Consider the following 24,781-nt stretch of genomic DNA (forward strand, 5'->3'; position numbering starts at 1 on the left):
CTACACCTCCACATCATACGGTTCATAATCTTTCCGAAGCGGATACCCTATCCAATCATCAGGCATTAAAATACGTGATAAATTCGGATGTCCCTTAAATACAATGCCGAGCAAATCATACGCTTCTCGCTCTGGCCAGTCCGCTCCTTTCCAAAGCGCTGCAACCGACTCTACTTCTGGTGCTTCCCTATCCAACTTCACCTTCACCGCTACTGACTGTTTCTTTCCATATGAAAATAAATGAACATACACTTCCATATGTGTCACAAAATCCGTCGCATGTAACTCTGACATATAATCAAAAGCAAGTCCTTCATGGAATCGCAGTAATTCCATCACTTCATAATATTTTGCGGGATCCACAACAAGAGTTGGCACGTCTTTTGAAAGTTTATTAATGTAGGAATCTACTAATGCACCCTCTCCTTTTTCCCCCTTAATAAATTCAACATACTGATTTAAATACGACTGATTCACGGATGGCTCTTCCTGCTTCGGCTCCTCTTCCGCTTTATCTTCAGCGCCCCTCGTCTTCGCCCTTGCTGCCGCTTTTGCCTTCGCTGCTGCAATTGCCTTCGCCTTTTCATCTCCTGAACCCTCATTACCTTGCGAGGCCTTCTGCTTCGCTAAAGCCGCCGCTTTTGCCTTTGCTGCCGCCACGGCCTTCGCCTTCGCTTTGGCCTTTTCTTCTTCCGTTACTTCTTCGATTCCTTCTCTTTTTTGCTTGGCTAATGCTGCCGCTTTTGCTTTCGCGGCTGCGGCTGCCTTCGCCTTCGCTTTGGCCTTTTCTTCTTCCGTTACTTCTTCGGTTCCTTCTCTTTTTTGCTTGGCTAACGCTGCCGCTTTTGCTTTTGCCGCTGCGGCTGCCTTCGCCTTTTCTTCTTCCGTTACCTCTTCTGTTCCTTCTCTTTTTTGCTTGGCTAATGCTGCCGCTTTTGCTTTTGCCGCTGCGGCTGCACGTCGTTTTACTTCTTCCACAGTCATACCATCATTTTTTGGTAGCGCTTTCTCTTTTTCTCGATTTTCTTCCTCAAGTTTACTTATTTCCGCATCATGTTTCGCAACGAGACGCTTTCTCGCCTCTTCTTTCGCATGCCTAGCCGCTTCTCTTTTCAAATCCTCTAGGTCTTTATTTGGATCACTCATTTATTCGTCACCTGCTTTCCCGTCTTTGCCTCGTAACGAATTTTTTCTTTCAATTTATTAATTCCATAAATTAAAGCAGCAGGATTGGGTGGACAACCAGGAATATACACATCCACTGGTACAATTTGATCCACACCTTTCACAACAGCGTACGAATTTACATATGGGCCACCTGCTGTCGCACAAGATCCCATTGCAATAACCCATTTTGGCTCGGGCATTTGATCGTATAAACGCCGAACAATAGGAGCCATCTTCTTCGTTACTGTTCCCGACACAATCATAACGTCCGATTGCCTTGGCGATGTCCGAAAAAATGACCCAAATCGATCTAAATCGTAATGTGATGAACCTACTCCCATCATTTCAATTGCACAGCATGCCAGTCCGAATGTCATCGGCCATAAAGAATTGCTTCGTGCCCATCCTTTTAACTGCTCCAATGTAGAAAAAAAGATATTTCGTTCTAATTCCGCCCGCTCATTTGGATGTAATTCCTCAAAATTTATAACCATTGTAACACCTTCTTTTTCCAAGCATACGCTAATCCAACTAGCAACATTACAACAAAGATGAGCATTTCAATCATTGCAAATAAACCGAGCTTGTCATATGCAACAGCCCATGGATATAAAAATAAAGTTTCTACATCAAAGATGACAAACAATAAAGCAAAAATATAATAACGAGCATGAAACCGAATATTTGCATCATGAAAAGGCTCAATCCCACTCTCATACGTCGTCGCTTTCGCTGCACTTGGTTTGTTTGGACGCAGCATCTTTCCTAATGTAAGAGCCACTACCGGCAGCAATATACCTAATAGCAAGAAAATCAAAACGATCATATAACTATTTTCATATACACTTGCCATTGTGAAACCCTCCCCCCTGAATTAAGAACAAGTTCACTTAGTAAACAATATGTCCTAGTTACAGTAATTATTATTTTTAAATTTTTCTAAATAATTCAACTATTTTAATCATTATAGCAAACTTCAAATTCCTATGTCGATATATTGGGGACCGAAACGAGAATTATTAAAATCTATTTTTATAACTCGCTATACCTGTTTAAAATAAGTATAGAAATTATATATATGTTTCAAGAAACAATAAAAAATAAAAAGAGGAATTTATATGTATATACCGTGGGTGAGATAAATGAAAAAACAAACACATGTAAGTATTCTTATAAGCATTATATTGTTATCTATAGCGATTCATTACGTGGCAATGCCTTTTCTATATGAATACTCATTTCCTTTTCAAATATTAATTGGAATGAGTACCTTATTCATTGATATTATCGCTTGTAGTTATATACTTTATTTTTCAAATAGGAAAGAAGGGTTACCTCGTTTATTTTGGACCATTTTATCTGTTGGAACCCTCTCTTATTTCATTGGTGATATGGTCGTTGCCTATCAACGTTTAATTTTAAAGGACTACTATACATTCGTTGATCCGTCCGATTTTTTTTACTTACTTTTTTTAATTAGCTTTGCATTTGCCTTTCTATATGAAATCATCTATAACCGCGATTTATTAGAAAAGCTTTTTATGATATGTGATATTTGTATTATTGTTACAGCACAATTCACTTTAAGTTACTACTTACTTATTGAACGCACCATTCACGTTTCTTCAACATCCTATATCGACATATTTGTTCAACTTACCTATCCAATGGCCGATTTGCTCTTTCTTCTCATAGGAATCAATCTGTTATTCAAGCCATTATCCTTATTATCCAAAAAAGTTGGTGCGCTTCTTGGCAGTGCTTTAATTTTATATGCTACTACAGATGCGATTTATGCTTATATCAAATACTTCATACCCGAGTATTCCATGTTTACAGTTACTCCTCTCTATCAAGTAACTTTAGTACTAGTAGCAATCGCCTGTATTCTGCATACAAAAGAACCCGAAAGACAAGAGCAAGTACTATTAACACCTAAACTTGGGGAATCGATCAGATTGTCATTACCTTATATTTCTGTAGTAATGCTTATTGTTTTTATATTAGTTGAATATGTTTTTGCACCTATTGTAGTAATCGGGCTTATAATAACTTTCTCCTTCGTTCTCATACGCCATAGTTTAGTTCGAAAACAAAATAAAATATTATTACTAGCTCAAATGCAATTCAACTCAGAACTCGAAAAACAAATTGAACTACGTACAGAAGATTTAGTAGAACAAAAAAATGAACTATATCATAACCAACAGATGTTTAAATCTTTATACGAGCACCATCCAGATCCAATTTTCACATTAGACTTATACGGTAATTTTCTCAACGTGAACAACGCTGGTACTACTTTACTCGGTTATCAAACGAATGAATTATTAAAACAACCATACTATTCACTTACGTATGAAGAAGATTTGGAAGAAATCATTAATGCCTTTCATCGAGTAAAAAAAGGGAAATCTATTTCTTTAGAAGTACGGGCATATCATAAAAATAGGGATATTTACTACTTGCATGTTACAGCAGTTCCTATCTTTTTAAAGGATCATATTTCTGGTGTTTATTTAATGATTAAAGATATTACGGAAAGCAAACAACAACAAGAACAAATTAATTTTCTAGCATATCATGATACTTTAACAGAGCTTGCAAATCGCCGTGCATTTCATCAATATGTAGAACAAGCAATTGCTCGATCCGAAATATCAAAAAGGCCTTTTGCTGTTATGTTTCTCGACCTAGACCGCTTTAAGGTTATTAATGATACCCTCGGTCATAGGGTAGGAGACCTTCTATTAATTGCCGTAGCAAAAAGACTAGAAAGACTATCGACACCAAATATGAAGCTCGCCCGGCTAGCTGGGGATGAGTTCACAATCCTTATCGAAAATTATAAAAAAAGACCCGATGTAAAAAAAATGGCTGATACAATTGTAGCAGCCATGAACGAACCATTCGAAATTGAAAGTCAACATTTACAAATCTCACCGAGCATCGGGATTGCAATATATCCTGAAGCAGGTGAAGATCCATTATCGATTTTACAGCATGCTGATATGGCCATGTACGAAGCAAAAAATAAAGGAAAAAATGGTAGCTCCCTATACACGAAAGAATTGTATAAAAAAATGGAACGAAAAGCTCGAATTGAAAAAGATTTACCACTCGCTTTAGTAAACGAAGAGTTTTATCTCGTCTATCAACCACAAATTGATATTACGACGAAAAAGATTATTGGTGCTGAAGCATTACTACGCTGGAAACACCCACTCCTAGGTGACATTCCGCCATGTGAGTTCATTCCAATTGTAGAAGAGACGCCACAAGTCGTTCCGCTCGGTCATTGGGTATTAAAAGAATCTTGTCGCCAGTTAAAAATATGGCATACTTTCGGCTACACAGATTTAAAAATAAGTGTGAACTTATCCGCAAAAGAGTTTCAGCAAGAGAATTTAATCAACAACATTTCACAAATACTAACAGACATTAAAGTCGATCCAAAGCATGTAACACTTGAGCTAACAGAACGAATTGCAATGATTGATGAAAAAGAAACATTATCAAGACTAAAACAATTAAAGGAATATGGTATTCAAACGTCCATTGATGACTTCGGTACCGGCTATTCTTCTCTCGCTTATTTATCAATTTTCCCTATCGATACGTTAAAAGTACCGAGAGAATTTACACAACTAGCCGATCATCGACCTGAGGAAAGAGCTATCGTTTCCACTATCCTTTCCCTTGCAAATACTTTAAACCTCTCTGTCGTTGCTGAAGGAATTGAAACAGAAAAACAACTTAAGTTTCTACAAAAGAACAACTGTAAATATATGCAAGGTTACTATTTCAGTAAACCACTTACTAGTCATCAATTTATAAAATTTCTACAAAAAACACCCAGTATGAACCAATAGCTCATACTGGGTGTTTTTATAGTGTCGGAATTGTTTTCTCGTAATACTCCTCTGCAATCTCTTCATAAAAAGCTGCTGACGTCGTATAAAAATATGGAATTAGCCATAGAAATCCAATCCCTAACGTAATACAACTTAATATAAACCAACCAATAAAGCTTAAACATAAAATGAAATACTCCATCTTATGTCCATTCATCATACGACGACTTTCTGTAATAGCTTGATTTATGGAATACTCAGGATGATCATTTATTATAAAGTACGTCATCGCATAAGAAAATGATTTAATAATGCCTGGAATAATAAATAATAAAAACCATAAGAAAATATAAATGTTCACTACTATATATAATAAAAATGACTTTATAAACTTACTTCCTTCTGTAAACCATCTGAATATATGCCCAATACTCGCTTCTTTTTCACGAATGATATGTAGTGCTAAATGATAACCACCTAGCGTTAATGGACCTACCATCAATATTGTAATAACGTCTACTGAAAGTGAGTTATTTACTTCTTTCCAATCCCAAAATTGAAAGAAAATGAAATCAATACTAAAACTAAAAGCTGAAATAAGAATCGAAATCAGTAATGTTGCCCCGACAGCTAATCCCCATTTCCCTTCTAATGAATCTAGCGCTTCTCCTTTTAAATCACTAATCATATTGTTCCTCCTATACGTAATAACTCTATTAGTATAGCATGTTCCTACTACAATTCATCTTTTGAAAGATAGCGATAAAAATGCGCTGTCGTTGTACTCATATACGGACTAAGCCAAAAAAATCCTATTCCGAGTGTAAGAATCGCTAAGATTGCCCAACCTATAAAACTCAGCCACAACAGAAATAAATCTAATTTGTGCCCCTCCATAAGATGCTTACTTTCTTTCATTGCTCGTGACACACTATACTCTGGATTTTCAATCATTACATAGTACGTCATCGCATAAGAAAAATACATCACAATCATAACAACGATTGAAATAGCTAATAGTACAAAGAAAGCGATAGTAAACGACGTATTTCCTTCTTCACCGAAAAATGCGAATAAGGCTACTAGCAACATTGGAATCCATGTACCTGTATATAACAAAATCGCAAGCATTGCCCACATCGTTTTCATCATTCTTTTAAAGCCACGAAACCCTTCGAATAAGTGATCTACTTTAGCACCTTCTCGTTTACTCATCTGTAAAAATACATTTGTATAACCGTATGATGTAATTCCATACGATGCGTTACTCAAAATTATTATGATGCAATAAAAAATACCAAATGTAATACCTGCTCCAATTGATATTGTTTCTTCTTCAAGTGAACCTGTTAAACCAGCAAATAGTAAAAATATAATAACTCCTGGAATTAAAAGTATAAGCATTGCAGCCATTGAAACAACATAACTTAAAATAAAATATAAAATCGTTGATCCAACACCTAGTCCCCATTTTCCCTTTAAAGAGTGCAATGCTTCTCGTTTCATTTCACCGATCATTTATTCATCCCCTTTATAAATTGTTGTACATTCTCTACTTATACAAGCATCAATATAATTATACCATTTTTGTAAAATTATCCATGAACTACACAAAAAAATCCGTAAAGGCAAAGCCTTTACGGATTTTTTATTTCATATCGGAAACGTTTAAACGGTTCACAGCACGTTGTAATGCCATTTCTGCACGTCTAAAGTCAACATGTGCTTGTTTATCTTGCATACGTTGCTCAGCGCGACGCTTCGCTTCATTTGCACGATGGATATCGATATGGTTTGCTTCTTCAGCAGATGATGATAATACAGTTACTTTATCTGGACGAACTTCGATAAAGCCACCGCTTACTGCTACATAATCAGTGTGTCCACCATGTTTCAGACGAACTGCACTAATTTTTAATGGTGCAACAGTTGGAATGTGACCTGGTAAGATCCCCATTTCCCCACTCTCTGCTTTTACGCTTACCATTTCTACTTCTTTTTCGTAAACCGGTCCATCAGGAGTTACAATACTGACTGGAAATGTCTTCATAATTCGTCCCTCCTAAGGCCTTACGCCATCATTTTCTTCGCGTTTTCAATAACTTCTTCAATACCACCTACAAGACGGAATGCATCTTCTGGAAGGTCATCATATTTTCCTTCTAGAATTTCTTTAAATCCGCTAACTGTATTTTTTACAGGTACGTAAGAACCTTTTTGACCTGTAAACTGCTCAGCTACGTGGAAGTTTTGAGATAAGAAGAATTGAATACGACGAGCACGATGTACAACTAACTTATCTTCTTCAGATAACTCATCCATACCTAAGATAGCAATGATATCTTGAAGCTCTTTATAACGCTGTAAAGTTTGCTGTACTTGACGAGCTACTTCATAATGCTCTTCTCCTACGATTTCTGGAGAAAGTGCACGAGATGTAGATGCTAATGGATCTACGGCTGGGTAAATACCCATTTGTGTTAAACGACGCTCTAAGTTTGTTGTTGCATCTAAGTGAGCGAACGTTGTAGCTGGTGCTGGATCCGTATAGTCATCGGCTGGTACATATACCGCTTGGATAGACGTGATAGACCCTTTATTTGTAGATGTAATACGCTCTTGTAATTGACCCATTTCTGTTGCAAGTGTCGGTTGGTAACCTACCGCAGATGGCATACGACCAAGAAGGGCAGATACTTCAGAACCTGCTTGCGTGAAACGGAAGATGTTATCGATGAACAATAGTACGTCTTGTCCTTGCTCATCACGGAAATGTTCAGCCATTGTTAAACCTGTTAATGCAACACGTTGACGTGCTCCAGGTGGCTCATTCATTTGTCCGAATACCATCGCAGTTTTCTTAATTACGCCAGAATCGCTCATTTCGTGGTATAAATCGTTACCCTCACGAGTACGCTCACCTACACCAGCGAATACAGAGATACCACCGTGTTCTTGTGCGATGTTGTTAATTAATTCCTGAATTAATACAGTTTTACCTACACCAGCACCACCGAATAGACCAATCTTACCACCCTTAATGTAAGGAGCAAGTAAGTCTACTACTTTAATACCAGTTTCAAGAATTTCTACTTTAGTAGATAATTCTTCGAATGCAGGTGCTTGGCGGTGAATTGGATCACGACGTACATCGGCAGGAACCTCACCATCTAAGTCAATTGCATCACCTAATACGTTAAATACGCGACCAAGTGTTGCATCACCAACTGGTACAGAGATTGCTTTACCAGTATCTTCTACTTCTGTACCACGAACAAGTCCGTCTGTGGAAGACATTGCAACTGTACGAACTGTATCATCACCTAAATGAAGTGCAACTTCAAATGTTAAGTTAATGCTTGTTCCGTTTTCGTTGCTTTGTTTTACCGTAAGGGCGTTGTAGATTTCTGGTAGCTTTCCGCCATCAAACTTAACGTCTACAACCGGACCCATGATTTGCGTAACGCGCCCTTTATTCATCGGGTTCCCTCCTAGCTTTCTTTTAATTAGCCAACTTGCTACGAGCAGTTAGCTTTTAATTTTTTATTGGTTTATAGCTTACGCGACTCTTTTGAAAGAGCCGCCTACGCTTTTTATTGAATCTAGCTCTGGTGGCTAGAAGGGTCGGTCATTTCACCCCTTCCTACGAGGCAAAGAACGCCTCTTTGTCAGGAGTTCCAATGCCCTTCCCTTCTGAGCAAGCCACCTACGCTTTTTATTACTACTCTAACGCTGCTGCTCCACCAACGATTTCCGTAATTTCTTGCGTAATCGCTGCCTGACGCGCACGGTTGAATGAAAGTGTAAGTGAATCGATAACTTCCATTGCGTTGTCTGTAGCACTCTTCATTGCTGTCATACGCGCTGCGTGTTCACTTGCTTTACCGTCTAGTAATGCACCGTACACTAAGCTTTCTGCGTATTGTGGCAATAGTACTTTTAAAATTTCTTCTTCAGAAGGTTCGAATTCATAAGCTGTCGTCGGTTTGTCAGACGCCACATCAGTAAGCGGTAAAATTTTATTTTCCGTTACTTCTTGTGAAATTTTACTTACGTAATGGTTGTAGTAAATATACAGCTCATCATAAGCACCATCTGCAAACATCGCAATTGCTCGAGAAGCAAGATCTTTAATATCAGTAAATGATGGGTGGTCAGATAGTCCAACTACTTCATCAATGATATTAAAGCCGCGACGTTTTAAATAATCACGTCCTAGTCGGCCAAGCACAATAATTGAATATTGGTTTGAATCCATATTATGACGTTCACGAATTACGTTACTTACTGTACGTAATACGTTACTGTTATAACCACCTGCTAGTCCGCGATCAGATGTAATAACGATGTACCCTGTACGCTTTACAGGACGCGCATTTAGCATCGGATGATTAATTCCTTTACTTCCTTGCGCAATGCTCGCTACTACTTCTTGAATCTTTTCCATATACGGAACGAAAGATTTAGCATTTTGCTCTGCACGGTTTAACTTAGATGCAGATACCATCTCCATCGCTTTCGTAATTTGACTCGTTTTCTTTGTCGAGTTAATCTTCGCTTTTATATCGCGTAAAGATGCCACAGGTTTTCACCACCTTTTTTCCGGAAGTTGGCACGATTAGTAAGAATTCTCTTCCTAATCTACGTTGCAAGATATTCTTGCTCATGATTGAAGGAAAAGAATAGGTGCACCTACTCTTTTCCTTTACATAACCGTCAGCAATCTCAAAACTTGAGATGCCTTTTATATATTATCTAGCTCCAGTGGCTTGAACGAGCCTCTGGAGCTTTTATTCATTACTCAGAAGCTACGAATACTTTTTTAAATCCATTAATAGCTGCTGCAAATTTGTCGTCATCCGCAAGTTTCTTAGTTGTGCGGATTTCTTCTAATAAGTCAGTCGCATTAGAATCTAACCAAGCATGGAATTCTTCTTCGAAACGAGTGATATCTACTACTGGGATATCATCTAGGAATCCACGTGTTAAAGCGTAAAGAATGATAACTTGTTTCTCTACACGTAATGGTTTGTGTAATCCTTGTTTTAATACCTCAACAGTACGAGCACCACGGTTTAGTTTCGCTTGAGTTGCTTTATCAAGGTCAGAACCGAACTGAGCGAACGCTTCTAACTCACGGTAAGATGCAAGGTCAAGACGAAGTGTACCTGATACTTTACTCATTGCTTTAATCTGAGCAGATCCACCTACACGAGATACAGAAGTACCCGCATCGATCGCTGGACGTACGCCAGAGAAGAATAGGTCAGATTGTAAGAAGATTTGTCCATCCGTAATAGAAATTACGTTTGTTGGGATGTAAGCTGATACGTCCCCTGCTTGTGTTTCGATGAAAGGTAGTGCAGTTAAAGAACCGCCGCCTCTTGCATCACTTAATTTTGCTGCACGCTCTAATAAGCGAGAATGTAAGTAGAATACATCCCCTGGATATGCTTCACGACCTGGAGGACGACGTAATAGTAATGAAAGCTCACGGTAAGCCGCTGCTTGTTTTGATAAGTCATCATATACTACTAATACGTGTTTACCATTGTACATGAACTCTTCACCCATTGTTACACCAGCATAAGCAGCTAAGTATAATAATGGAGCTGGTTGAGAAGCTGATGCAGTTACAACGATTGTGTAATCTAATGCACCGTGCTTACGTAGTGTTTCTACTACGTTACGTACAGTTGATTCTTTTTGTCCGATAGCTACATAGATACAAATCATATCTTCATCTTTTTGGTTAATGATTGTATCAAGTGCAACTGCTGTTTTACCTGTTTGACGGTCACCAATGATTAACTCACGTTGACCACGGCCAATTGGTACAAGAGCATCGATCGCTTTAATACCTGTTTGAAGTGGCTCATGAACAGATTTACGATCCATTACACCTGGTGCTGGACTTTCGATTGGACGAGTGTTTGTTGTATTGATTGGGCCTAAACCATCAACTGGTTGACCTAATGGGTTTACAACACGACCGATTAGTTCTTTTCCTACTGGTACTTGCATGATGCGACCAGTACGACGAACTTCGTCACCTTCACGAATTTCTGTATAAGGTCCTAAAATAATGATACCTACGTTGTTTTCCTCTAAGTTTTGTGCTAGTCCCATAACGCCGTTAGAGAACTCTACAAGTTCACCAGCCATAACGTTATCAAGACCATGAGCACGCGCAATACCGTCACCAACTTGGATAACTGTACCAACATCACTAACTTCGATTTCAGACTGATAGTTCTCGATTTGTTGCTTTATCAGTGCGCTAATTTCTTCAGCTCTGATGCTCATGTGCTTCACCCCTATCTATTCTTCATTAATTCACGCTGAATACGTGCTAATTTTCCTTGCAAGCTTCCGTCGTAAATGCGATTTCCAATACGTACTTTAATGCCGCCTAGTAAATCTTCATCTACAACATTTTTTACGCGAATTGCATCTTTTCCCGTTCTCTTTGCAAATGCTTCTGCAATGTTAAGCTTCTCTTCTTCTGATAGAAGACGAGTAGAATATACAGTTGCGTCGGCTACGTTACGTTCTTCATTAGCAAGAACAACATATTCATCTGCAATTTCAGGTAAGATATCAATGCGTTTGTTATCAATTAAAATATATAACGTATTTAAAATAGATTCAGAAACAGATCCGAATACGTTCGCAAGAAACGTTTTCTTCTGCTCTTTTGAAATGTTCGGTTGCGTTAAAAAGCTATGTAGTTCTCCGTTCTTTACATAAACGTTTTGTACAAGGCGTAATTCCTCTTCAAACATTTCTAATACGTGTTTTTCTTTTGCAATTTTAAAAAGAGCGACAGCATAACGTTTTGCTACAATCCCATTGCTCATCGCGCTTCTCCTACTTCTTTAATATAATCGCGAATTAACTTAACTTGATCTTCTTCTTTTAACTCTTTTTCAATTACTTTAGAAGCAATTTGAACAGATAAAGAAGCGACTTGTTCTTGTAAAGCAGCAATCGCTTGCTCTTTTTCGCGTTGAATTTCTTGTACAGCAGATGCTTTAATTGATTCTGCTTCTTCTTTCGCAGCAGCAACAATAACATCTTTTTGATCTACAGCTTGTTTTTTCGCTCTTTCGATTAACTCTTGTGCTTCAACACGCGATTGTTTTAACATTTCACGTTGTTCTTCTACTAATTTCTTCGCTTCAGCGTTACTTCTTTCTGCAGCGTCGATTTCATTAGTAACATGCTCTTCACGTTCTTTCATAATTCCCATTAAAGGACCCCACGCGAATTTGCGTAGCATTACTAATAGAAGTAAGAAAATGAACAATGTATAAGCAATCGTTCCAAATGGAATGGAAGCCCCTAATAATAAAGTTGGCACAAGGATTCACTCCCTTCAAAATATCTAAATTGATCATATGAAAAAAAAAGACATACGTTTCGTTCATAAAGCAATGGCGAAGAAAGTTCGGAAAAACACTCTTCGCCATCTATGTAAGGGGAGTCTCCCTTATTTGTTCATTACGATGAATGCAATAACTACACCGATGATTGGAAGTGCCTCAACTAAAGCAACCCCGATGAACATAATTGTTTGAAGCGCGCCTTTTAATTCTGGTTGACGAGCAACACCTTCGATTGTACGTGATACGATAAGACCGTTACCAATACCTGCACCTAATGCTGATAAACCAATTGCAATTGCAGCTGCGATTACACCTAAACTCATTTAATTTGTCCTCCTTTGTATTATAAAAAAATAAATTTTTTCTTACTTAAATTATATTAATGGTCATGGCTTACTTTATGAGCCATATAAACCATCGTTAACATAACGAAAATAAATGACTGGATTGATCCAACGAATACACTGAATCCCATCCATGCTAACATTGGTACAAGCGCACCTAATGCTCCAAGGAATGATGCCCCGCCTAACTTAGCAAGTAACCCTAATAAGATCTCACCTGCATAAATGTTACCGAATAAACGAAGACCTAACGTTAATGTGTTAGCAAACTCCTCAATAACCTTTAATGGGAATAAGAATTTCATAGGTTGGAAATAACCTTTTACGTATTCTTTCGTACCCTTCATCTTAATTCCATAATAATGGGTGAGGGTAACTACCATCACGGCTAATGTTAATGCAACTGCTGGATCAGACGTTGGTGATCTCCACCATGCAATATGTTCGCCAGCCTCAACTGTTGAATACATGAATGGTAAACCAAGGAAGTTCGATACGATGATAAACATGATAAGCGTAACGCCAAGCGTTAAGAAACGTCCACCTGTTTTCCAATCCATCGTACTATTGATAATCCCTTTCACGAAGTCAAACACCCATTCCATGAAGTTTTGCATCCCGGTTGGGCGAAGGGCTAAACTGCGAGTTCCGATAACAGCGATTAAGAAAACAATAACTGCTGCTACAGTAACCATCATAACTGATGACAAATCGAACGTTAAACCTAGAAATTCAACTAATTTACCGTGTTCCACTAGTAATTCACCTCTCTTCCCTGCTCTTATACTCTAAATAAAGAAAATCTATGATCATGACAAGGTATCCTGTCAGCAATCCTACACCTAGGCCCCACATCGCAATTAACTCTTGATATTTGGCTGCAAATAAAATTAATAATCCAATCGTGGCGAATCTCGAATATGTACTTACCGCTGTCGCCTTAAACTTCACGTTTTCTCCATTTGTTACGCGATCCAACAGCTTGTCTGTTCTACGTGCAATGATGCGCAAACTAAGAAAACTGAAAATCGTTCCGATAATCAGCCCAAGAAATACATCCTTGTAAGAGGTGAATCCCCATCCTAGCACTAGAAGCGCAAGCAAGTAGTACATATATTTCTTTTGTCTTTGGACAAGTCCATGTACGTCTATCATCATTGCTCTCCCGAATAGTAATGTCGAATGAGTCGAATCATTGCGTATATCCCTGTTCCTAATCCGAGTAATAACCCTATAATAAGAAACAACGGAAACGTTCCAACCTTACTATCAATCCACTGCCCACCAAAGATTCCAATAAGAATAGAACCGACTAACTGAGCAAGAATACCTGACATTAAAGCATAAGCTTTTATATGGCTGCGATCGTTTTTTTGCAAGGATTCATCCCTCCAATATGTAACCCTCATTCACGATGTGTTAATAATAACTCATTTTTCTGCATAAATCCTATACAAAATAAAAAGTTTACATTTTCGTCACGGAATAGATGTATTTTTGTCACTGAAAGCCCTACCATCTATCCCCGTTGTTAGCATACAATAGGGTATTAACAGTGTCAACGAGAAATCGTAAAAAATCAAAAAATTTGAGTATTAGTCATTTCCTCCCAAAAATGAAAACGTTCCCCTTCTAAATACTGGTTAGAGATATGCAATTTCTAGCAGTTTTCTCATTATAATAGAAGGAAATGTTCACAAGTTTGTCACTATTATATTTTTACGATATAACGCTTTCCTTCCATAATATAGTGCTCTTTAGACGTAAGACTTCTATATTATATGTGGTGTGTATTCAACTTATGTTGTATATACTATGTATATTTATCCCCCCTCCCCTACCTCATCAGAGTACAAAAAAACGAGAGGGGAATCCCCTCTCGTCAGTTGTCTTACTTCGTTCCGAATAAACGGTCACCAGCATCACCAAGACCTGGTACTACATATCCGTGATCATTTAATTTCTCATCTAATGCTGCTACATAAATATCAACATCAGGATGTTCTTCTTGTACTACTTTTACTCCTTCAGGAGCTGCAACGATACACATTAATTTAATTTGTTTTGCACCGCGCTTTTTCAGAGAGTTAATTGCTTCAGCTGCAGAACCACCTGTTGCTAGCATCGGATCTAGTACGATAAAGTCACGTTCTTCTACATCCGTTGGAAGTTTCACATAGTATTCTACCGGTTGCAATGTTTTAGGGTCACGGTATAAACCAACGTGTCCTACTTTTGCTGCTGGAATTAATTTCAGAATTCCATCAACCATTCCTAAACCTGCACGTAAAATCGGAATTAAACCAAGCTTTTTACCAGCGATCACTTTTGTTGTCGCTTTGCTTACAGGTGTTTCAATTTCAATGTCTTTAAGTGGAAGATCGCGAGTAATTTCGAAAGCCATTAAACTTGCTACTTCGTCCACTAATTCACGAAAATCTTTCGTACCTGTATTCTTATCGCGAATATATGTAATCTTATGTTGAATTAACGGGTGATCAAATACATACAGTTTTCCCATGTGAATCTCTCCTTTAGATGATATTCATGCGTTTGCACGCTTTTTTACACTATTTACGATTGTAAAGAAAACGCTACTAATATTCAAGGGCAAATTTGGCAAAATCATGATTTTACGATGAATCTATCTAGTATCTTTACCAATTATGGGAGCTGTATCCTTCATTATATCGCCAAAATTTATTCATCATTTGTATACATACTTAAAGAACAATATATGTCCCCAAAAAAAACTGCCAAAACAATTACGTCTCAGCAGTCTTCTTTAATCTATTATAGGTCTGTGTACATTGGGAATTTGCTCGTTAACGCTTCTACACGCTTACTTGCTTCTTCTAATGCAGCTTCATTTTCATGATTTTTTAATGTGTAAGCAATAAGTGACGCAATTTCATCCATTTCTTCTAAACCGAAACCACGAGATGTTACAGCTGCAGTACCGATACGTACACCGCTTGTTACAAATGGGCTTGCTGTTTCAAATGGAATTGTATTTTTGTTCACTGTAATACCAACTTCATCTAACACGTGCTCTGCTACTTTACCTGTGATTTCTAAGTTACGAACATCAATCAGGATTAAATGATTGTCTGTTCCACCAGAAACAAGTGTAAGTCCTTCTTTTTGAAGACCTTCAGCTAAGCGATTCGCATTATTAATGATATTTTGTGCATATGTTTTAAAATCATCTTGTAGTGTCTCACCAAATGCAACAGCTTTTGCAGCGATTACGTGCATAAGTGGACCACCTTGAATACCAGGGAAGATTGATTTATCAATTTGTTTTGCAAATTGCTCTTCACATAAAATCATACCACCACGTGGACCACGTAATGTTTTATGTGTTGTCGTTGTAACGAAATGTGCGTGTGGTACTGGGTTTGGATGTAAACCAGCAGCTACTAAACCAGCGATATGTGCCATATCAACCATAAAGTATGCACCCACTTCATCTGCAATCTCACGGAATCGTTTGAAATCGATAACACGAGGATATGCACTTGCACCTGCAACGATTAATTTTGGTTTATGTTCTTTCGCTTTTGCTAATACATCATCGTAATTAATACGGTGAGATTCAGCATCCACGCCATATTCTACGAAATTATATTGTACTCCACTGAAGTTAACAGGGCTTCCGTGTGTTAAGTGACCACCATGAGATAAATTCATACCAAGTACTGTATCGCCTTGCTCTAAAATCGTAAAGTATACTGCCATGTTCGCTTGTGCACCAGAATGTGGCTGAACATTTACATGCTCTGCACCAAAAATTTCTTTCGCGCGATCACGTGCGATATCTTCCACTACGTCTACGTGCTCACAGCCACCATAGTAACGTTTTCCAGGATATCCCTCAGCATACTTATTCGTTAAAACAGAACCTTGCGCCTCCATTACTGCTTCACTTACGAAGTTTTCCGAAGCAATTAACTCAATCTTTGAACGCTGTCTTCCTAGTTCCGCCTCAATTGCAGCAAATACCTTTTCATCTTGACGTTTTAAATGATCCACCAAAATCCCCCTTTTCTGAACGAATTACATCGATTCCCAATAGTTTTTTCTCATTTATTCAGAAAAAACGAAAATTCAGGTTGTAATTCTTTCGAACCTTCATGTTTTCAACTACATTCTAACATGACTTTCTATATCATAAAAGAAAAAAAAGACCGAAAATCGGTCTTTTCTTTCTTCTATTATAAAGTCAGACTACATACCTTTTATCTTTCGATATAAAGCTATTATGCGACTTTATAATTTTTCATGTCTAACGGCAAGTTATAGTCTCTTCCTTCGCCGCATAAACAGCACGTGCTCCACCAATTAGTTTTCCACGTGTCGTTGCCATCGTTACATGCGCACTTCCAATTTCCTTCACACCTGTACGAACCGGAACAGCTACATGCTTTAAATGCATACCGATAAATGTATCACCAATATCCATTCCTGCATCTGCTTTAATAAACTCAATTACTACCGGATCTTTCAAATTGTGATACGCATATGTTGCTAATGCACCACCTGCTGATCTAACAGGCGTAACTGTTACAATTTCAAATTGATATTTCATCGCCAACTCTCTCTCAACTACTAAAGCACGGTTTAAATGCTCACAACATTGAAACGCCAACTCAATACCTGTTTGCTCTTGAAATTGTTTTAACTCAGAAAAAATCGCCTCTGCTACTTCCATCGTTCCTGATGTCCCAATTCTTTCTCCTAGCACTTCGCTCGTGCTACACCCCACTACAAAAATTTGACCACTTTGTAATGAAGCTTGTTCTTGGAAATCAGCAAGCGAAATTTGTAACTGTTCTCTTACCTTTACGATTTCTGTCATTACGCCTCTTCCTTTCACAGGTTGGTTCACCAAATTATATTTCATACTACTTCTAGTTAGAATCTATTACTTTGTTTCGTATGTTTTAATTTTTCCTACGCGGTTTTCGTGACGACCACCTTCATAGTCAGTTGTTAACCAAATTTTTGCGATGTCACGTGCTAGACCTGCACCAATTACACGCTCGCCCATTGCTAACATGTTCGTATCATTATGCTCTCTCGTTGCTTTCGCACTGAAAGTATCATGAACTAATGCACAACGAATACCATTTACTTTGTTTGCTGCAATTGACATACCGATGCCTGTCCCACAAACTAAAATACCACGATCTACCTCGCCATGCGCTACCATTTCCGCTGCTGGAAACGCAAAATCAGGGTAATCAACAGAACCAGCTTCACATTCACAACCTAAATCAATATATTCAATATTTAACTCTTCTAATAAACTTACAAGTTCTTTACGGATATTCATACCGCCGTGATCAGATGCTACTACTACTTTCATTTTTACCCCTCCAAAGTTTCAATCAATTATCTTCATTTCTCACTCGTTACCTTAACGGAACGAAGTAATCTCCAATATCGTATTATACACGAAACATCAACCTTCTGAATGTTTTTTCAGTAAAGTTTGTACAAGTTTTTCCATCTCTTCTAACGTTTCTTTATAAATAGAAAGTGAACCGCCAAATGGATCTGAAATATCCTTACTTATCCCCTTAGTTACTCCATATAATGTATCCACTTTCTTTTCAACACTCGGATAATGCCCAAGTACAATTTGCTTATGGTTTTCCGTCATTGTTACTACAATATCTGCCCAATCAATCAAAGCTTCATTTATCTGTTGCGAAGCATGATCGATTGTAATTCCCTTTTCAGCTAAAGCTTCCTTTGCATATATCGACGCATCACTTCCAGGATAGGCGAAAACACCAGCAGATTGCACTTCAAACTTCCCTTCTCCATGATGACGAAGTAACGCCTCAGCCATCGGGCTACGGCATGTATTTCCAGTGCAAATAAATAATACTCGTTCCATCCAAACCCACCCCTTTTCTTCTTTTTCCTATCTTTCATCATAACGTACATAAGAATAGAACAAAAGAAATGTGAATATACGAAAGGCGCATTTCTCTTATATTTTTTCTAAGAAAAATGCGCCTTATCCACATATATGTGAAACCCTATTTCCAAGTGCCTAGAGTATTTTAACATACATAGCAAGCGTACTACAAAACAAAAGAAGGAATCCATTTCATACGAAACGGATTCCTCTTATACAATAATTATTTCATTGTAACTTTCATTACTTCTGTTGAACCTTTTGTAGCTGTTACGCCTACAGTTGTTTTAATAGACTCAGCTGCATCTGTGTTTGTAATAACGATTGGAGTAATTGTACTTTTCGCTTTTTCACGGATTAATTCTAAGTCGAATGAGATTAATTTATCTCCAGCTTTTACAGCTTGGCCTTCAGAAACGTGAGCTTCGAAACCTTCGCCTTCCATTTTTACAGTTTCTAATCCAACGTGGATTAAAATTTCTGTACCGTTTTTCGCTTTAATTCCTACAGCATGTTTTGTGTGGAATAATTGTACGATTTCACCATCAACTGGAGATACAACTACACCTTCAGTAGGATCGATTGCAACACCTTCACCCATCATACGACCAGCGAATACTGGATCTGGTACTTCTTCAATATTTTTCACTGCTCCAGTTAATGGAGCTACGATTGTTTCTTCATTTGTTTTTGAACCAAAACCGAATAATTTTTTAAACATAGGATAGTCCTCCTTATAATTTACCTAAAAGTTTATAGGGCAATCCCTAGTAAAACTCGGGATACATGTAAGACTTCATACTTCGAATATTATACTGTAAAAACGCTTTCGAAATAAATTACGTCATTACTAATAGACTCTTATTGTAGCTCTTTGCAAAATTCCAGTCAATTCTGATTGTCTGAATAACAATAAGAAGTTAACTTCTACTTATATTTTCTCTTTTTTTACCCAACTTGTCTAGAGGTCTTTACTACATTTTGCTTTTTGTCGCTAATTTGTAAAATTATTTTCAAACTTTTTTCGAAATCCACTTGACTAAAGTAAGTAACTATTTTATTATTACTTACATAAGATAAGTTAATAACTTTTAGGAGGTTTTTTGAAATGATGGATGTCGGTCTTCTTATTATTCGTCTTATTATAGGTATTACATTCATGGGTCATGGTGCTCAAAAACTATTTGGTTGGTTCGGTGGTTACGGTTTAAAAGGAACAGGCGGCTGGATGGAGTCAATCGGTTTACGTCCTGGTGTATTCATGGCATTTATGGCTGGCGCAACTGAATTATTAGGTGGCTTCTTATTCGCATCAGGTATTTTCACTGCAATTGGTTCATTATTTATCGTTGGAACAATGTTAATGGCAATCTTCACTGTTCACGGAAAAAATGGTTACTGGGTAACACAAAACGGATATGAATACAATTTAATGTTAATCGCTGTTGCGATTGGTGTAGCTTTAATCGGACCTGGCGCATACGTTTTATTATAATTTTTATCTTGAATTCGAGATTATTTAGACGGAACTTACTTCAATCACAATGAAGTAAGTTCTTTTTATGTAATAAAAATATTATTTTCAGCAGGAGTTTTCCACTAACATCTTGTAAACAAACAATAAGTCGTCATATTTAGAAAGGGGATTTTACGCATGTTATCAATTAATCCAAATGAACAAACGGAAAAAGAGAATTACAAATTATTAACGGGAAGTATCATTCCACGCCCTGTCGCATTCGTTACTTCTGTAACAAAAGACGGCGTATTAAACGGAGCACCGTATAGCTATTTCAATATTGTTGCTGCTAATCCACCACTTATCTCAGTTTCTGTACAACGAAAAGCAGGTACACCGAAAGATACTTCTCGAAACGCAATCGAAAAGGGTGAGTTTGTCGTACATATTTCTGATGAATCTTACGTAGAAGCAATTAACGAAACAGCGGCTAACCTCCCGCCAAATGAAAGCGAAATTGAACTAGCAAAACTAACACCAATTGAAAGTGATGTTATCTCCGTTCCAGGTGTAAAAGAAGCAAATATTCGAATGGAGTGCGTACTAGAACGCGCAATCCCTCTTGGCGGAACAGAAGACTCACCAGCTTGCGATCTACTAATCGGACGCGTCGTTCGTTTCCACGTCGCAGAACACCTATACGAAAACGGCCGCATTCATGCAGAAGGACTAAAACCAGTAAGCCGCCTAGCAGGACACAACTACGCAAAACTAGGAGAACAATTTGAATTGGTGAGGCCTGTTTAAAAGTGGACGCTGGAACTGGATATATCTAAAAGCGAATGTAACTCAATTACTTCCATCACTCAAACATAAAATCCCCTGCTATTTAGCAAGGGATTTTATCATTGTAATTCTTCCTTTTTTTCCTCTAAAGTAGGTACTTTCTCTTTTTTCGGTTTCCCAAGCTTAATTACTAAGAAATATAGGGAAAGCAATGTAATAAGAAAAACGATTATAAACGGATACGGAGAATAAAAGGCACGCGCTGCCTCCGTTTTTCCCGCAACAAACTTCAATGACTCAATATCTAAAAACTCAGCAAACATTTGTACACCGAGCATACTAAACCAAAAAACAAAAAAACTAATAATAATACCAAAAACTTGCTTCAATCTCGTCATTCATCTCATCCTTTCTATATCTATAATTTTTTAGCGCAATCAGTATAGTATAAATAAAACTATGGACAGAAAGGAGCTATCTTACCATTCGCGAATTAACTTCATCCAACCTAAAATTGAAATTTGCAAAATAATACCCCAAATAACAAGCCGTCTTAACCACCTAGGGAAAAAAGTTAAAAATCGAATATACCATTCCAATAATTTATTCATAACTCCCTCCTATTTAAAATTATATAGGAAAAAGGAGATATAATCCAAATCCAACGAGAATGATACCACCTACTATCTCGCCATATGTGCCGAGCATATCTTTTGCATGTCTACCAATTAATAAACCAATCCACGCTAATAACATACTAACAAATCCAAAAAGTAATATCGTAATAATTGTCTGCGCCCCGTAAATACCAAGACTAAGGCCTACTGAAAAACTATCTATACTAACGCCAAATGCAAATACGAATAAACTAATTCCAATAGGGGCCGTTCTAGTCTCTTCATTCTCCAAAATAGATGAATACACAATATAGAATCCTAGTCCAATTAATAAAATAGCACCTGCAAAATGTGCAATGTCTCCATACTGTTCTGATAAAAAACGACCTAATACCATCCCTATAAATGGCATGATAATATGAAATATCCCTATAGTCATACCGATATACAGGATTTGTCTTAACTTTAAGGTCATCATCCCCATACCAAGACTCACCGAGAACGCATCCATCCCTAAAGCGAATGCCATAATTATTAAAGGTATTAGCTGTTCAAACGTCATTCATGTCCCTCCTCGGACGTGCTACTTCAAAATATGCTTATCCGAGGAGAAATATTCGGTTTGCTAATCGTACCTTACGATTCAGTAATAACCTGATGGCCTGCCGCTTTCGTTAAGCGATTCATAATGGCATTCCCTATTCCTTCATTCGGGAATGATTCACTAAAAATAACATCCACTTCACTTGCATCAAACGTTCTAAGTACATCATATAATTTAGTCGCAACGCTAGCTAAATCACTTCGAACACCACAAGATAATACAACATCCGCGCTATATACATGCTGATATTCTTCCGTCGTTAATACACCTACTTTAAATCCTTCTTCCTTTTTCTTATCCACAATAAGCTGAATAAATTCACGTGAGCCCTCAACAATACTAAGCGGCGCTTTCGGTGCATAATGTGTATATTTCATTCCAGGTGATTTCGGTTTTTCCTTCTCGTCCTTTAAAGCCGGATCTAAAGAAACAGTACCGATTACCGCTTCTAATTGTTCTTTCGTAATCCCACCTGGGCGTAATATCGTTGGAACCTCGCTCGTACAATCAATTACAGTCGATTCAACACCTACTCCCGTCGCACCACCATCTACAATACCTGCAATTTTCTCATTTAAATCTTCATATACGTGAGAAGCTAGTGTCGGACTTGGGCGCCCAGAGCGATTCGCACTCGGTGCTGCAACAGGCACATTTGCCTCTTCAATAAGAGCAAGCGCTACTGGATGATCAGGCATTCTTACTCCAACCGTATTAAGTCCTGCCGTCACCTTCTCTGAAATCCCTTCTTTTCTAGGTAAAATAATTGTTAACGGGCCTGGCCAAAAATGCTCCATTAACTTCTCTGCAACTGGCGGGATTTCTTTCACAATCCCATCTAACTGTGATTTTGTACCGATGTGGACAATAAGTGGATTATCACTCGGTCTTCCTTTCGCTTCAAAAATTTTCGCAATTGCTTCATCATTCATCGCGTTTGCACCTAGTCCATATACCGTTTCTGTAGGGAAGGCAATCGCCTCATTTTCCCTTAATAATTTTGCTGCTTCTTGTAACTGTGGATAATATTTTTTTCTTTCCACAACATTATCCACAACCCACATATTTGTATGCATTTTTTCCCACGTCCTTTTCTACCCTGAAATACTTGTCTATTTTTAGTTTACTATGAGATTTATCCAAAAGACAAACAAGGTTTATCCACAAAATGTGGATAAACCTAATTAATCCGTGGATAACTTTGTGAATAGCTGACAATTTAGTATTATTGCATTTGGCTCTTTTATATTTTTACAAAAGTGTTCTAACTGTCGAATTCCCTCTGGTACGTTTTCTTTCTCTATAGTAACAAAGTCAAAAAACTGAAAGATTGTTATAGATTGTGGATGATTTGTTAGTAAGTACAATTGTCGAATATTTTTTTCGTTCATATACTGCAAAAACATTTCAAAAAAATATAAGAAAGTCTGTTTATCCACATTAGGTGTGAATAAACAAGAACGAATCAGTGCGTGTTCTTCACTTTGTTCATATCCGATGACAGCCCGTATTTCTTCCGCCTCTTCCAAAATCATAAATTGCGCGTACAACTCATTTATTTTATCATCTTTTTTATTAGCTTGTCCGAAAAAAGAATGCAATCTTTCCACATCTGTTTTCGTAGCAAAATATACTTTCTTCATAGTAAATCCCTCCTCTTTGTTATATATGAGAAGGGACCTACTAATAGTACTATTTAGAGAATAAAGATGTAAAAGCTTCTACAATAAATAACTTAACTTCTGGCTTTTCTTCTTCCTCCTCTACTTTTACATACTCATTTTGTTTTTCTTGCTTTTGTTCCACAGGTTTCTCCACTTTTTCCACAGTTTTTGTTTCTTCTTTACTTACAGGTTGTTCTTCTACTTTTGTTTCATTTTTTACTACTTTCTTTTCAGAAGCTGTTACTTTTTTTGCGACTTCCTGCTTTACAGCTTTCTTTTCTTTCACCTCATCCTCTTTTTTCTCTTCTGTATTTACTACTTCTTCATCATCTATTTGTTTTACTTGCTCCTCTTCAGGAGATTCAGCCTTCACAACATGTTCTTCTTTCCTTACAGCTGTACCACTTGAAAAATCTAAGAAACACATCGGTGGAAATAATACACACCACCAGTTTGCCCCTTCCCCTTCCCCAATTGTAATCAATACCGCCTCATATTCCCCTGCTGGATAAATAAAATTACCATATACCTTTGTAGGGAACTTTACATTCTTACTAAATTTCACTTGAAATGAATCTTTACTTCCTTCTTTTTTAAACGTATTTGCCACTGTTTTTTCGATTTCTGGAATATGACTTTGAATGACTTTACGTGCCTCTTCAAATGAAGTTAAATCTGCTACCCATCCATCAATTTGTGCTTTTACTTCATCACGCACTTTGCGCTTTAAGGCCTGATCTTTATCTGAATCACTATTTGCTAAAATCCGTAATCGAACGGCCTCTTTCGGAATAACTGAAGGCCCTTTCGCATCAGCTTTCATATATCCAAACTGCACAAGCAACTGTGCACCAATTAGTAATAGAAGAAGATAAGCAATAACTTGTTTTTTCATTTCCTCCACCGTCCCTTCTACAAACAGTGTGGACAGACTTTCATCTTTCTAAACTATTAAATTCAAAATCT

Annotated in this window: 31 protein-coding genes; 3 read left to right on the plus strand and 28 right to left on the minus strand. The window is 37.5% G+C overall.

What is annotated here, in order from left to right:
- From DT250_RS08585 to nuoA, 3 genes are read right to left on the minus strand one after another with little or no spacing between them, the layout of a single operon-like run.
- A complete protein-coding gene (locus DT250_RS08585) occupies positions 1-1,146 on the minus strand; it encodes an NADH-quinone oxidoreductase subunit C (RefSeq protein ID WP_149212930.1) in 1,146 nt (381 codons plus the stop codon).
- Entirely contained in the window at positions 1,143-1,661 is a 519-nt protein-coding gene (nuoB, locus tag DT250_RS08590) for an NADH-quinone oxidoreductase subunit NuoB (protein WP_000236331.1), read from the minus strand. Before nuoB ends, DT250_RS08585 begins: the two co-directional genes overlap by 4 nt.
- Complete coding sequence (nuoA, locus tag DT250_RS08595) at positions 1,652-2,020, minus strand: NADH-quinone oxidoreductase subunit NuoA (RefSeq protein WP_149212931.1); 369 nt, start codon at positions 2,018-2,020, stop codon at positions 1,652-1,654. Before nuoA ends, nuoB begins: the two co-directional genes overlap by 10 nt.
- 289 nt (positions 2,021-2,309) lie before the next feature.
- Between nuoA and DT250_RS08600 the strand changes: the two genes are divergently transcribed.
- Positions 2,310-5,039, plus strand: coding sequence for a putative bifunctional diguanylate cyclase/phosphodiesterase (locus tag DT250_RS08600; protein WP_149212932.1), 2,730 nt, complete (start codon positions 2,310-2,312; stop codon positions 5,037-5,039).
- Between the two features lie 16 nt (positions 5,040-5,055).
- Here the strand turns inward: DT250_RS08600 and DT250_RS08605 are convergent, their stop codons facing one another.
- The 19 genes from DT250_RS08605 to DT250_RS08695 all read right to left on the minus strand — a co-directional run bounded on the left by DT250_RS08605 (position 5,056) and on the right by DT250_RS08695 (position 19,406).
- Positions 5,056-5,709, minus strand: coding sequence for a DUF975 family protein (locus DT250_RS08605; protein ID WP_048542679.1), 654 nt, complete (start codon positions 5,707-5,709; stop codon positions 5,056-5,058).
- Positions 5,710-5,756: 47 nt separating this feature from the next.
- A complete protein-coding gene (locus tag DT250_RS08610) occupies positions 5,757-6,539 on the minus strand; it encodes a DUF975 family protein (protein ID WP_149212933.1) in 783 nt (260 codons plus the stop codon).
- 130 nt (positions 6,540-6,669) lie between these two features.
- Positions 6,670-7,071, minus strand: a complete 402-nt coding sequence (gene atpC, locus DT250_RS08615; RefSeq protein ID WP_000847206.1) for a F0F1 ATP synthase subunit epsilon — start codon at positions 7,069-7,071, stop codon at positions 6,670-6,672.
- Positions 7,072-7,091: 20 nt separating this feature from the next.
- A complete protein-coding gene (atpD, locus tag DT250_RS08620) occupies positions 7,092-8,501 on the minus strand; it encodes a F0F1 ATP synthase subunit beta (protein WP_001032603.1) in 1,410 nt (469 codons plus the stop codon).
- Positions 8,502-8,742: 241 nt separating this feature from the next.
- Positions 8,743-9,603, minus strand: coding sequence for a F0F1 ATP synthase subunit gamma (gene atpG / locus DT250_RS08625; protein WP_000157696.1), 861 nt, complete (start codon positions 9,601-9,603; stop codon positions 8,743-8,745).
- Between the two features lie 215 nt (positions 9,604-9,818).
- Positions 9,819-11,327, minus strand: a complete 1,509-nt coding sequence (atpA, locus tag DT250_RS08630; RefSeq protein ID WP_000027511.1) for a F0F1 ATP synthase subunit alpha — start codon at positions 11,325-11,327, stop codon at positions 9,819-9,821.
- A gap of 11 nt (positions 11,328-11,338) precedes the next feature.
- Positions 11,339-11,881 carry a F0F1 ATP synthase subunit delta gene (gene atpH, locus DT250_RS08635; protein ID WP_000064683.1) on the minus strand — a complete coding sequence of 181 codons (543 nt, stop codon included), beginning with the start codon at positions 11,879-11,881 and terminating at the stop codon, positions 11,339-11,341.
- On the minus strand, positions 11,878-12,384 hold the full coding sequence (gene atpF, locus DT250_RS08640; RefSeq protein WP_001142625.1) for a F0F1 ATP synthase subunit B: 507 nt from the start codon (positions 12,382-12,384) through the stop codon (positions 11,878-11,880). Before atpF ends, atpH begins: the two co-directional genes overlap by 4 nt.
- A 129-nt stretch (positions 12,385-12,513) precedes the next feature.
- Positions 12,514-12,732, minus strand: coding sequence for a F0F1 ATP synthase subunit C (gene atpE / locus DT250_RS08645; RefSeq protein ID WP_000052064.1), 219 nt, complete (start codon positions 12,730-12,732; stop codon positions 12,514-12,516).
- A gap of 56 nt (positions 12,733-12,788) precedes the next feature.
- Positions 12,789-13,508: a F0F1 ATP synthase subunit A gene (atpB, locus tag DT250_RS08650; RefSeq protein WP_000399874.1), complete on the minus strand. Its 720-nt coding sequence runs from the start codon at positions 13,506-13,508 to the stop codon at positions 12,789-12,791.
- 7 nt (positions 13,509-13,515) lie between these two features.
- Positions 13,516-13,908: an ATP synthase subunit I gene (locus DT250_RS08655; RefSeq protein ID WP_000567600.1), complete on the minus strand. Its 393-nt coding sequence runs from the start codon at positions 13,906-13,908 to the stop codon at positions 13,516-13,518.
- Positions 13,908-14,132: an AtpZ/AtpI family protein gene (locus tag DT250_RS08660; RefSeq protein WP_001171220.1), complete on the minus strand. Its 225-nt coding sequence runs from the start codon at positions 14,130-14,132 to the stop codon at positions 13,908-13,910. Before DT250_RS08660 ends, DT250_RS08655 begins: the two co-directional genes overlap by 1 nt.
- Positions 14,133-14,158: 26 nt before the next feature.
- Positions 14,159-14,272 (minus strand): DUF4024 domain-containing protein, encoded by a 114-nt coding sequence (locus DT250_RS08665; RefSeq protein WP_000232961.1) that lies wholly within the window; start codon positions 14,270-14,272, stop codon positions 14,159-14,161.
- Between the two features lie 372 nt (positions 14,273-14,644).
- Complete coding sequence (gene upp / locus DT250_RS08670) at positions 14,645-15,274, minus strand: uracil phosphoribosyltransferase (RefSeq protein WP_000517539.1); 630 nt, start codon at positions 15,272-15,274, stop codon at positions 14,645-14,647.
- Between the two features lie 272 nt (positions 15,275-15,546).
- Positions 15,547-16,788: a serine hydroxymethyltransferase gene (gene glyA, locus DT250_RS08675; protein ID WP_000349796.1), complete on the minus strand. Its 1,242-nt coding sequence runs from the start codon at positions 16,786-16,788 to the stop codon at positions 15,547-15,549.
- A gap of 253 nt (positions 16,789-17,041) precedes the next feature.
- Positions 17,042-17,659, minus strand: coding sequence for a TIGR01440 family protein (locus DT250_RS08680; RefSeq protein ID WP_095205689.1), 618 nt, complete (start codon positions 17,657-17,659; stop codon positions 17,042-17,044).
- A 21-nt stretch (positions 17,660-17,680) separates the two neighbouring features.
- Complete coding sequence (gene rpiB, locus DT250_RS08685; protein ID WP_149212934.1) at positions 17,681-18,124, minus strand: ribose 5-phosphate isomerase B; 444 nt, start codon at positions 18,122-18,124, stop codon at positions 17,681-17,683.
- A 96-nt stretch (positions 18,125-18,220) separates the two neighbouring features.
- Positions 18,221-18,661, minus strand: coding sequence for a low molecular weight protein arginine phosphatase (locus tag DT250_RS08690; RefSeq protein ID WP_149212935.1), 441 nt, complete (start codon positions 18,659-18,661; stop codon positions 18,221-18,223).
- Positions 18,662-18,908: 247 nt separating this feature from the next.
- A complete protein-coding gene (locus DT250_RS08695) occupies positions 18,909-19,406 on the minus strand; it encodes a PTS sugar transporter subunit IIA (protein ID WP_000473649.1) in 498 nt (165 codons plus the stop codon).
- A gap of 387 nt (positions 19,407-19,793) precedes the next feature.
- Here DT250_RS08695 and DT250_RS08700 point away from each other — a divergent pair, with 387 nt between their 5' ends.
- Together DT250_RS08700 and DT250_RS08705 are read left to right on the plus strand one after the other, a co-directional pair.
- Positions 19,794-20,180: a DoxX family protein gene (locus DT250_RS08700; RefSeq protein ID WP_149212936.1), complete on the plus strand. Its 387-nt coding sequence runs from the start codon at positions 19,794-19,796 to the stop codon at positions 20,178-20,180.
- Between the two features lie 159 nt (positions 20,181-20,339).
- Entirely contained in the window at positions 20,340-20,951 is a 612-nt protein-coding gene (locus DT250_RS08705; RefSeq protein WP_000949076.1) for a flavin reductase family protein, read from the plus strand.
- Between the two features lie 98 nt (positions 20,952-21,049).
- Here the strand turns inward: DT250_RS08705 and DT250_RS08710 are convergent, their stop codons facing one another.
- From DT250_RS08710 to spoIIR, 6 genes are all read right to left on the minus strand, one after another.
- Complete coding sequence (locus tag DT250_RS08710; protein WP_000197467.1) at positions 21,050-21,328, minus strand: DUF3935 domain-containing protein; 279 nt, start codon at positions 21,326-21,328, stop codon at positions 21,050-21,052.
- A gap of 81 nt (positions 21,329-21,409) precedes the next feature.
- Complete coding sequence (locus DT250_RS32200) at positions 21,410-21,541, minus strand: hypothetical protein (protein ID WP_001037624.1); 132 nt, start codon at positions 21,539-21,541, stop codon at positions 21,410-21,412.
- Between the two features lie 19 nt (positions 21,542-21,560).
- A complete protein-coding gene (locus tag DT250_RS08715; RefSeq protein WP_048542694.1) occupies positions 21,561-22,109 on the minus strand; it encodes a manganese efflux pump MntP in 549 nt (182 codons plus the stop codon).
- 74 nt (positions 22,110-22,183) lie between these two features.
- Entirely contained in the window at positions 22,184-23,227 is a 1,044-nt protein-coding gene (locus DT250_RS08720; RefSeq protein ID WP_048560279.1) for an L-threonylcarbamoyladenylate synthase, read from the minus strand.
- A 108-nt stretch (positions 23,228-23,335) separates the two neighbouring features.
- Positions 23,336-23,794 carry a GNAT family N-acetyltransferase gene (locus DT250_RS08725; RefSeq protein WP_088608232.1) on the minus strand — a complete coding sequence of 153 codons (459 nt, stop codon included), beginning with the start codon at positions 23,792-23,794 and terminating at the stop codon, positions 23,336-23,338.
- Between the two features lie 49 nt (positions 23,795-23,843).
- Positions 23,844-24,710 carry a stage II sporulation protein R gene (gene spoIIR / locus DT250_RS08730; protein WP_149212937.1) on the minus strand — a complete coding sequence of 289 codons (867 nt, stop codon included), beginning with the start codon at positions 24,708-24,710 and terminating at the stop codon, positions 23,844-23,846.
- Positions 24,711-24,781 lie beyond the last annotated feature (71 nt).

It is taken from the genome of Bacillus sp. AR2-1 (genome assembly GCF_008368755.1).
Classification (GTDB): Bacteria; Bacillota; Bacilli; order Bacillales; family Bacillaceae_G; genus Bacillus_A; species Bacillus_A wiedmannii.